We start from the raw sequence: 7,859 nt of genomic DNA, 5'->3' as shown, positions 1-7,859 counted from the left end.
TTTTGGTTTTAACATTGCCATAATAAACCACCTACATTTTTTATTTCTATGGTTTATTATAATTTATATTTCAACTTTTTTCTACCTTATTCTATATTTTTGTTAACAGTTAATTTCCCCCTGGAACTTCAATTGCGATATGTGAAAAGAAACTATCATCAGCGGCCCCATGCCAATGTTTGACTCCGGCAGGAATATTGATTACCTTACCTGGAAGCATTTCAACGGGTTCTTTGCCTTCTTCTTGGTAAAAAACACGGCCCCCGACTGCGATTAAGATTTGACCGCCGCCACTTTTAGCGTGGTGAATGTGCCAGTTATTGCGGCATCCCGGTTCAAACGTCACATTATACATTGGCACTTGGCTCGTAGAAATGAGAAGACAACTTAAAGGTTACTATGGTAAAAAATAGATAAATTAGTTTAGCGGCTTAACCCTGATTAAAATCAGAGGTTTGCGCCCGTTTTATAATCAACGCTTTATGTTCAGCCACACGATTTTGTGACTCGCGCCCTGAAAAGACTTCGATGCCCTTCAAAGAATTAAGCGTGATTTCACTGTTGTCATAATAAGATTCAAAAACCGTTGTATAGGGTAATTTTTCAACTGCTTCTGGGCGGCGAGCCAACAAGCGTGTTTCGATTTTTGCTTCAGATAATTGACGGGCTAACTGACTTCCTAAATGCCCCGTTGCCCCTGTAATCGCTAATTTCATTTTTGTCCTTTCCTTCCTTATTAATTAATGTGTTTAATTTTAACATAGATATTTCAATGTTAAAAAAATCTGCTTCCTAGATCGGCAGCAGATTTCATTTTAGTTTATTCTATTTACCACTTTGAGCGAGGATTTCTTCCACGTCGCAGCAAATCATATATTCTTCGTTTGTAGGGATGCGTAGTAACGCAACCTTTGAATCTGGCGTTGAAATGATAGCTTCGCCTTTGCCTTGATTCTTTTCATGATCAAGTTTAGCGCCTAAAAAGCCCATCATATTAGCGATAGCTTCACGAATTTCCGGTGAGTTTTCGCCGACACCAGCTGTAAAGACAACGCCATCAACGCCACCCATTTCAGCCATGTATTGACCAACATATTTAATAACGTCTTTTTCAAAGATATCAAGCGCTAATCTCGCACGTTTATTTCCTTCATGCCAAGCTGCTTCTTCAACATCACGCATATCAGCAGAAATTCCTGAGATTCCTTTGAAGCCAGATTCCTTGTTTAAGATGTACAAGATTTCTGAAGCTGACTTCACCTTAAGTTTTTTCATCATATAAACTACTAAGGAAACATCAATATCTCCGGAACGAGTTGCCATGGTAATCCCGGTTAATGGGGTGAATCCCATTGAAGTATCAAATGACTTTCCATCTTTAACCGCCGTAATTGAAGCTCCAGCACCTAAGTGACATGTAATCAAGCGTAAATCTTTAAGCGGTTTGCCCATCATTTCAGCAGCACGGTTTGCAACATAACGGTGACTAATTCCGTGTGCACCATAACGACGAACTTTATATTTTTCATACCATTCATATGGAGCACTATACATGTAGTTAACTTCAGGGATGCTTTGGTGGAAAGCAGTATCAAAACTAGCAACGCTCACCGCATTTGGTAATAATTTCTTGAAAGCCTTAATCCCCACTAAGTTAGCAGGATTATGAAGCGGTGCTAATTCCGTCAATTCATCAATGCGATCAATGACGTGTTGATCAATTGGCACTGAATGCTTGAAGTATTCTCCTCCAGCAACAACCCGGTGGCCCACTCCAACAATTTCATTTAAATCAGTCACAATTTCAAGTTCTTGAAGTAAATCTAAGAGTAATGAAACTGCGACATGGTGATCTTTTATCGTCTTCGTATCAGTGTATTTTTGTTCTTGACCATATTTAATAGTAATAACTGAATTTTCTAACCCGATTCTTTCAATTAAACCTTTAGCGAGAACTTTTTTGCCGGGATGTTCAAAAATTTGAAATTTAAGACTTGAACTTCCTGAATTAATTACGATAATTTTTTGCATGGTTCTTTCACCCCATTATCTTTCAATAAATAAATAAATTTTCCACCCATATTATATCATAAGTCATTATGAGTTTGTGAAATGTTTCATAAACTCAACATATTTTGTGTTGGGAGTGTAAAAATAATCTAAATATAGTATGCAAACATATATTTTTACACTCCCATCCCCCATACCACACATGTTATATATACAAAACATTAACACAATACACAAAGTTAATAGACTTTTTTTACACTCCGACCACCCCTAATAAATCTTGTATTCCTGATTTTCAATTTCAAGAACCCTTTGATATCAACTTTTGTGACGGTGTAAAGATAGTCTGTTCCTTAAAATTGTAATTTAGACCCTTTTTACACTTCGAAAAAAGATGTTACGCTTATTGCTGGAGATTAGTTCTTACTTTAGACTATTTTTACACTCCGAACTTAAAACCCGTTATTTTCGCCCAACTTCAGGATTTTATATCATGGGGGGCGAAAAAAAAGACTACTTTTACACAGTGAAAAAGTTCTTGTTTTTTCCTTTGAAAGTTAGGCTAAAAATTTCCATCGTTGATATAGCGGCATTTTTTTAAGAGTGTAAAAATGGTCTACAAAAACTTAGACTATTATTACACTCCGACCCTGTTTGCGGTGAAGCGTTGATCTATTTTTACACTTCCAAGATTAAACCTTGATATAATAGCAATCTTTCCGAAATGGTACGTAAATTTGCTGTTTTTTTACAGACTATTTTTACACACTCATAAATTTGTAGACTACTTTTACACACCGAAAGCGTGTTTTTTGCTGCTAGTTATCCACAGAATCCTATATTATCAAGGTTTATTCACAGAAAAAAAAGTCAAAAAAATTTTTCGAAGTGTAAAAAAAAGGCGTATTTACACACCGAACTTCGAAGTGTAAAAAAAGGATATAAAAAAAACACCCAATAAAAAGCCTATTAAAGCAAGCTTTTTGATTTGGATGTGTAAAAATAGTCTTTTTAAAAATAATCGCTTTTCGCTGTGTAAAAACAGTCTATGAATTTGCCGATTTCCTTGTAATTATTAATTGTTAATGATTATAATACTTTTAGGGAATAAATGAGCCCTTAGTAGCTCTAATTCCAAATTACAAAAAAGAGGTGAATTTGATGTCTGAAAACGAAAATGTTTCACAGGAAATTACTACTAGTTTTCCAAACACAACTGAAGTTCGTTATGATAATGATCTTAACCGAATTCCGGTTGGGTTTATGAATGAAAGTGAACAAAATATGTTTTTTGCGATTCTAAGTCAGGTCAAAGATACTGACGAAAGAAAAACTAAGCTTTCTTTTAACCAAATTAGAGAGCTCGCTAATTTCCAAAAGACATCAAATAAAGAGCTTGTAAAATCACTTGATAACATGACTTCAAAACTTGCGACCCTTAATGTTCGTGTGCAAAACAAGTCTGAAATTATCAAGTTTACACTCTTTCCTACTTTCAAAATCGACAGCGCACAGCAAAATCTAACTGTGGCTGTCAACGAAGATTTTAGATATATCGTTAATGATCTTGCGAAAGGCTTCGTAACTAATTTTGATATTGAAGAATTTACTTCGATTAAATCAAAATACGCTAAGACAGCCTTTCGTTTGGCGCGTGAACATGAAAATGAAACTTTCGATATGAACATCGAAAATTTCCGCGAGTTATTCGCGATTCCAAAATCATACCGCCCAACAGATATTAACCGAACGATTTTAACTAAAGTTACAGAAATCATGCAAAATTACTTTTCACCCTTTGAAATCACCGCGATTCAAGATAGTGGAAAGTCACATAAAATTATCGGTTACCGTTTTAAAATTGGACAACGAATTTTACGTAACCTCTCTGAACCTCGTCAAATCTCACTTTTAGATGAGCAAAACTAAGATTCTACCAAAATCTTATTGACCAGGGTTCAAAAAAAGCGACCTATCTACCAAATAAGCCGCTTAACCCAAAAATATAAATAACTGATTCATGTACCACCATGAAAAAGCATTTAGAATAATAAAAAAACATACTACCAATATGTTTAAAAATTGAAAGTTATGGTCAAATGACCTCTTTTTGTGATGCTTTCAATTAATAATTACATTATATCATTAAATTATTTCTAATGCACTATTTTTAGGTGACTTGTGATCAGTTTGTTACTTGAAAGGATGTAATCAAAAATGACAATGTTATCAGCTACTCAAAATCGTGCATTTTTACCAATCAACGCTGATTTAATCAATAATCCAGCGTACCAACATTTATCAAACGACGCTTTGATGCTTTATTCACTTTATCAACAACGTCAGCAAGTTTCAGCTTACCACGCTGACAATGACAACCCTACTTTTGTTGATGAACAAGGGGTTTTTGTCTACTTTTCTAACGAAGAAGCTGCAAAAATCTTACGAATTTCAGTGCGTAAAGTTTCTTCATTACGTTCTGCTTTAATTAAGTGCGGCTTAATTCATGTTGTTCGCAATGGTTTGAAGAATTTTAAGATCTACGTGAACCAACCACAAGAAACTCCAGCTGATGTTGAACTTATTTTACCATGGGCTAACTTTAGCTTTGAAAAACCTCAAGTAACAAACACGCAAGTTGACGCTAACGTTCCTGCAGATTTTGCACCTACGGAAAAGCAAATTTTGCCTATAAATCAATCTAACTCTAAACAATCTAAATTAAATATTACAAGTGAAACAAATGAATCAGGTCTCAAAGATAGTGTTGTAATTGACGAACAGCCAAAACCAAAAGATCCTGTTTCCCTTGAAAAAACAGCCGTTGATTCTTTAATGAATCGTTTAAGTAACATGATTTCAACTCAAGTAGCTGGTAGAGTACGTATTCTAACTAACAATTCTTACAAAGAAGCCAAAGCTTTATTTGACATGATCTTTAAAGCTAAAAGTCAAGTAACAAACCGTTTATTTACAAGTCCTACTTGGATGTATGATGATGCTGCAACTAAAGCAACTCGATTTGAAACTAACAATGTGATGACAAAAGGCTTAGAATCAGCCTTACTCCGTATTAGTGAAGCTTTATTTAAGCAAAACAATGTAATTAAAAACAAAGAACGCTTTATGTACGTATACCTTCGTAACTTTATGGCAAGTGCGGTCCAAAACTTCTTGAATGATAATTATGAATTAAGCGAAGACGATCAAATTGACTTGAAATTATTAATGAATTTCTCGGCTTAAACTGCCCTTTTTCAGGTATTTTTCAAAGTTTTCAGGGGAAATCTGAGTTAAATTACGCTTAATTTCAAGTTTTGAAGCCAACTAAAAGCAACCGCCCTCTTTTTTGAGGTTCTATCTCCTAGTATCGCTTTAGAGGGATTAGAAATAATACTGCATTAAGAAGCAAAGACAGCGTAAAATCGCCTATTGTAACTCAAAATAAGAGTTTAAATACCAAAATGACATAAATACTGTGAAACATTTTTAGAACTATAAGTATTTAGTTATAATTAGCTATGTAGTATTGAAATTATTAAATGATAAACGAGTACTAAATTGCAGTGGTATTCAGACTTAACGAGTTTATGTCAGGGAACTAAGTATGGACTACATATACACTATGGATAATGTTAGTTAATTAAATATTATGTATATGTATTTAACACAAATTCATAGGTTGTTTAATTATCCTTTTTTAAAGAGAAGTAAATCTTATTAAGTAAGAAATAATCTGATAAGTACCCAGGAATTTTTTGATGAAATTGGCTTGCGTTTTTTATAATTTTAGCGGTTAAGAGAATAAAGACCCTTTTTATAACATTGATATATTTGGAAATAATCCTGATAATACAAGACGTTCGTCAAAAAGTAAAAGTCTTATTCGAATGCGTGAAAAGGAAATATATGCTCTTTTTCAAAGATCAAATTAATATGGGCTAATTTGATCATGCTATTTTGGATGAGAGTTATATTTCTGAGAAAGTTAATGAGATAATGCAGCTTTGTTTTTTGATACTAAATTGAGCAGACTTTTAGGCAGAATTGTCGTTAACTATAATTAAAACGATGTACGATGAATGGTTAATGGTAATATTTTATATATAATGTTAAATAGATTACCATAATCCATTTAACACAAATGAATAGTTTGATAGTTAGAAATAGGATACCATTCTTTGAAGATGGAAAATGGATCTTTTTTAGGATGATTTTCTTATTATTGATTTTGGTTTTATTTTTATTTTTATTTTTATAATTATTACGAACATATAAATCGAATGAATTTGGATTAATGAGAGTTAGCTTGAAGTAAATGGCTGGTAGTTGATTATGTTAATTTATTATACATATATAAATGAATTATAGATTAACATTTAACACAAAGCAGAAGTTTGTATTAATTATAAAGATAAAATGATGCTGTGGTTAATGCAGTAAATAAAAAATTCATTAGAAGCTATATATTATACTAATGTCTATAACATATATAAATACACTAACCATTAACATATAACACAAATGCATAGAATGATATATAAGATTGGAGGGCAGTTGAAATGCTCTTTTTTTATATCCTGATTTCTGTTTAATCGTGTGATTTGAAATAATAAAGACGGTCAGTGTTTTTTTATTTCGCAATAGATGATTCTGAATACAATTGAACTCTCCCCACTTAGCCACCCTGACGAATCAAGGCTGGAAGTGGGAGCATTCTCGCCGTTTTTTACGGTAAAAGTGGAATCTGAGTTGATGGCAAGTTAATGAGATTTTATTCTACATGGTATATTGGGTAGTTTATAAAGAAACAAGAATTTAAATGCGAGTAAGGAAAAAGTGGCCTTTTGTGCTAAAGGTGATCTACAGAGAATGTTACCAAGGAATATGGTATGATATGGAGATAAAACAGAACACAAAGCATGTTATAGATGATTAGAAAAATCCCCTGGAAATAACATATTTACAATGTACTATCAATTAATATAATATATACCCATTAACATTAACACAAGTGAAGAGTATGTATAAAAGAAGCAATCTGCGGATAAATGGCGTAAAATACTGAAACAATAAGTTAGTTTTAGCAGTTTGAACATAATGTAAATGTATGGTGAATATATTAATATATAACCATTAACATATAACACAAACGCAAAGGATTGAGAAATGGTAAATTGGAGCAGGCAACTGCTCTTTTTTTATGTGTTATTTTCTAAATTTGAAATAAGCTTAGCGAAATTTTAATGGAAAATAAGCGTAAATCTCTCTACTTTAGTGATGTCAATTTCTGATGTCGGTTGGTGAACGTTTTTTAATAAGAATGGAATATAAAGCAGAATTCTACGGAAGAGTATTCATGACTGTCAATCCTAGAAATACTATACAAACATGTCATGAATGTGGCTTTGTTTTGGGTAAAAATGAGACTAACAAATTAACTTTCAAAAATAAAGAGTGGGAATGTCCTAATTGTCATAAGCACCACATTAGAAATTGGAATGCCAGTAATCATATTCTAACCAAAGAATTAGAAAAATAGCTAAAGAAAAATCCTAGCATATCAAATTAGGATCAAGTCTATGGGCAACTGGCGGCTATTAAGAAATTGGTAATTAGGTGCAAGACGTACAGGCTATGCTAGTAGGGGGGCTGTATCTATGCAAACTGTGACAGAAACAGCGAGGATAATAAAAAACGTGAGCATGTGGAATTGTGGATATTAATAATCATTATCAAACAAGCCTGATAAGAAAAGAAAGATAGTTGGGTTCACTAAAGTAGGGAAGGATATAATGATAGGAAGTAAAATAAGATTAGGCAATGACATAATAACATAAATATTATTT

General features: G+C 32.9%; 5 protein-coding genes and 1 pseudogene. 3 read left to right on the top strand and 3 right to left on the bottom strand.

What is annotated here, in order from left to right; genetic code table 11:
- Window positions 1-109 precede the first annotated feature (109 nt).
- The 3 genes and pseudogenes from JCM14209_RS08125 to JCM14209_RS08115 all read right to left on the bottom strand — a co-directional run.
- Window positions 110-358, bottom strand: a pseudogene (locus JCM14209_RS08125) (cupin domain-containing protein); the annotation flags it as partial.
- Window positions 359-431: 73 nt separating this feature from the next.
- Complete coding sequence (locus JCM14209_RS08120) at window positions 432-716, bottom strand: NAD-dependent epimerase/dehydratase family protein (RefSeq protein ID WP_025022978.1); 285 nt, start codon at window positions 714-716, stop codon at window positions 432-434.
- A gap of 109 nt (window positions 717-825) precedes the next feature.
- The gene (locus JCM14209_RS08115) at window positions 826-2,031 is read right to left on the bottom strand and encodes an acetate kinase (RefSeq protein ID WP_025022977.1); all 1,206 of its coding nucleotides are present in this window, start codon (window positions 2,029-2,031) and stop codon (window positions 826-828) included.
- A 1,140-nt stretch (window positions 2,032-3,171) separates the two neighbouring features.
- On the opposite strand from JCM14209_RS08115, the gene JCM14209_RS08110 reads away from it, so the two are divergent.
- The 3 genes from JCM14209_RS08110 (at window position 3,172) to JCM14209_RS08100 (ending at window position 7,552) form a co-directional block, all read left to right on the top strand.
- A complete protein-coding gene (locus JCM14209_RS08110; RefSeq protein WP_025022976.1) occupies window positions 3,172-3,939 on the top strand; it encodes a replication initiation protein in 768 nt (255 codons plus the stop codon).
- A 288-nt stretch (window positions 3,940-4,227) separates the two neighbouring features.
- The gene (locus tag JCM14209_RS08105) at window positions 4,228-5,256 is read left to right on the top strand and encodes a replication initiator protein A (RefSeq protein ID WP_025022975.1); all 1,029 of its coding nucleotides are present in this window, start codon (window positions 4,228-4,230) and stop codon (window positions 5,254-5,256) included.
- Between the two features lie 2,047 nt (window positions 5,257-7,303).
- A complete protein-coding gene (locus tag JCM14209_RS08100) occupies window positions 7,304-7,552 on the top strand; it encodes a zinc ribbon domain-containing protein (RefSeq protein WP_025022974.1) in 249 nt (82 codons plus the stop codon).
- The last annotated feature ends 307 nt before the right edge of the window (window positions 7,553-7,859 follow it).

Source organism: Ligilactobacillus hayakitensis DSM 18933 = JCM 14209 (assembly GCF_000615845.1).
Taxonomy (GTDB): domain Bacteria; phylum Bacillota; class Bacilli; order Lactobacillales; family Lactobacillaceae; genus Ligilactobacillus; species Ligilactobacillus hayakitensis.
This window is presented reverse-complemented; position numbering and strand designations above follow the sequence as displayed.